The following is a 2,384-nucleotide window of genomic DNA, read 5'->3' as shown; positions in this document are numbered from 1 at the left end:
CGGTGCGCATGACGAGGTGAACCGCCCCCGGCCGGCGACAATTCCACGCAGAGGGGTGAGTAGAGCGCGGACGGTCAGCCCAGGTCGGGCCTGATGACGGTCACCCCACCCGCCGCAGCACCGGTCTCTGCCAGCCGGGCGAGCCTCGCGCCCGCCTCGCCGAGGCCGATCCGGTCGCGTAGCAGCCGGTCGGGAGCGAGCGTGCCGTCGGCGACGAGTCCGAGCAGCTCGGGGTAGTCCGACGCCGCCATCCCGTGGCTGCCGAGGAGCTGGAGCTCGAGGCCGACGACCCGACCCATGTCGACCGCGGGCCGGGCGTCGTCGCCGCCGAGCAGGCCCACCTGCACGTGGCGGCCACGCGGCCGCAGGCAGGCGATCGAGGCGGCCATGGCGGTGCGACTGCCGAAGCAGTCGAGCGAGACGTCGGCGTCGCGCACCTCCGTCACGTCGTCCGGGGAGAGAGCAGTCGCACCCAAGTCGCTCGCCAAGGCCCGCGAGGCCTCCGACGGGTCGACTGCCAGTACCGAGGCACCGCGGGCGGCAGCGACCATCACGGCCGCCAGGCCCACTCCTCCGCAGCCGTGCACCACGACCTTCTCGTCCGCCTCGACGCGGGCGACGTGCGCGACCGCGCGGTACGCCGTCGCGAAGCGGCACCCGAGGCCGGCGGCCACGTCGGCATCGACCCCGTCGGGGATCCGCACGAGGTTGAGGTCGGCGCGCGGCAGCGCGACCTGCTCGGCGAACGAGCCCCACTGCGTGAAGCCGGGTTGCAGCTGGCGCTCGCACACCTGCCCGTCGCCGCGATCGCACGAGCGGCACTCGCCGCAGGCCAGCACGAACGGCGTGGTCACCCGGTCGCCGACCACCCAATCGCGCACCTCGGCACCCACCGCAGCGACCGTGCCTGCGAGCTCGTGGCCGGGCACGTGAGGCAGGGCGATGACGTCGTCGTGGCCCTGCCAGCCGTGCCAGTCGCTGCGGCACAGCCCGGTCGCCTCGACGTCCACGACGACGCCGTCGGCGGGACAGCCCGGCGCCGGCACCTCGACCAGCGCAGGCTCGCGACCGAACTCGGTCACGAGGACCGCGCGCATCAGGTGAGGCTGCCGGGGTGGTCGGGGATGTCCGGCATCTCGAAGTCGTCCCCGGCGGCATCCCCGGCGGCATCGTCGGCGTGCAGAAGCGCGTCGGGGTCACGCCGCAACGGCACCGAGGCGAGCGCGATCTGCACCAACGCCACCCGTCCCTTGAGGACGACGGCCCGCTTGAGCCGCCCGAGCCCGCCGCTGTCGGCGTCGAGCAGTTGCGTGAGGACCTCGGAGATCGTGGCGTCGTCGTACGACGGCCGGGTGCCGGGCGCGACCTCGACGTCGGGGAGGGCGACCAGCACGGGCAGCACCTGCGACCCGAGTCCGTCGAGGATCTTGAAGCGTTGGAGCCGGTCCATCTGCTCCCACACCTCGTCGACGTCGGCCCCGCGGCGCACCTTGCGCTGCGCGCGCAGCACCGACTTCGCCACGCCGTGCAGGGCGGCGGTCAGCTCGTGCTCACTGAATCGCATGCGCCCAGCATGCCCGATGTCGCTGTTGGTGACGGTAGAGGTCACCGGCGCTCGCAAGGCGTCGGTCGCACACCCCAGGGCTACGATTCCGACGTGCCCAGGACCGATGCCCCGCGACGGGGCGGCTGGACGCGTCGCTCCCTCGGCGCGGTGCTCGTCCTGGCGCTCGGCGTGGCCTGCACCGTGCTCGCTGCCCTCGCGGTGTCGACGTCCATGACCGGCATGACCGGCATGACCGGGATGGCCGGGATGGCTCAGGTGCCAGCGGTGGCTCAGCTGAGTCACGCTCCCGAGGTCGGACCCCCCGTCACCTCGACCGCGATGATCGCCAGTGCTGTCACAGCCGAGCTCGCACCCACCGGCCTGCACGGCTCCTGCGACAGCAGCTGCGTGGGCACCCTGAGCGCGGTGTGCCTGGGTGGGGTCGCGTCGGCGATCACCTTCCTCGCTCTGCTTCTCGCCACCCGTCGCCACACCTTCCTCGGCCTGCTGCGCCGTACGACGTCGCGGGTGCCACGCGGGAGGTGGCCGCGCCGAACCCCCTGGGCCACACCTTCGCTTGACGCACTCTGCGTGCTGAGGGTGTGAGGGCTCGCTCGGAATCCCCTCCGAGCCCCTCCCCCGGACGGCGCGACCCAGCGCGCGCGTCCCGCTCCTGCCCCGGGTCCGTCGGACCCCACTCACTTGCCATCACGAAGGACTCACCCACCCATGGACATGACCATGAGCTCCGCCGTTCCCGACTGGCTCACGCCGGTCGCGTGGACCTACCTCACCGTGTCGCTGCTGTGCGCCACCCTCATCGCTGCCGACATCTATC

General features: G+C 72.9%; 3 protein-coding genes. 1 reads left to right on the top strand and 2 read right to left on the bottom strand.

The features are described from left to right. Positions 1-74 precede the first annotated feature (74 nt). Both VOI19_RS18220 and VOI19_RS18215 read right to left on the bottom strand, forming a co-directional pair. Positions 75-1,097 carry an alcohol dehydrogenase catalytic domain-containing protein gene (locus tag VOI19_RS18220; protein WP_323794360.1) on the bottom strand — a complete coding sequence of 341 codons (1,023 nt, stop codon included), beginning with the start codon at positions 1,095-1,097 and terminating at the stop codon, positions 75-77. Next, a complete protein-coding gene (locus VOI19_RS18215) occupies positions 1,097-1,564 on the bottom strand; it encodes a hypothetical protein (protein ID WP_323794359.1) in 468 nt (155 codons plus the stop codon). The genes VOI19_RS18220 and VOI19_RS18215 overlap by 1 nt, the downstream gene beginning before the upstream one ends. Positions 1,565-1,657: 93 nt before the next feature. Between VOI19_RS18215 and VOI19_RS18210 the strand changes: the two genes are divergently transcribed. Then, positions 1,658-2,152, top strand: a complete 495-nt coding sequence (locus VOI19_RS18210; protein ID WP_323794358.1) for a hypothetical protein — start codon at positions 1,658-1,660, stop codon at positions 2,150-2,152. The last annotated feature ends 232 nt before the right edge of the window (positions 2,153-2,384 follow it).

The organism is Nocardioides sp. (assembly GCF_034670285.1).
In the GTDB taxonomy this organism is placed as follows: Bacteria; Actinomycetota; Actinomycetes; order Propionibacteriales; family Nocardioidaceae; genus Nocardioides.
The sequence above is the reverse complement of the archived record's forward strand: the minus strand, read 5'-3'. Positions and strand labels throughout refer to the sequence as shown.

What these genes read in the sequence shown, in the direction of transcription:
- VOI19_RS18220 (WP_323794360.1), bottom strand. Translation starts at nt 1,097, where the DNA reads ATGCGCGCGGTCCTCGTGACCGAGTTCGGTCGCGAGCCTGCGCTGGTC.
- VOI19_RS18215 (WP_323794359.1), bottom strand. Translation starts at nt 1,564, where the DNA reads ATGCGATTCAGTGAGCACGAGCTGACCGCCGCCCTGCACGGCGTGGCG.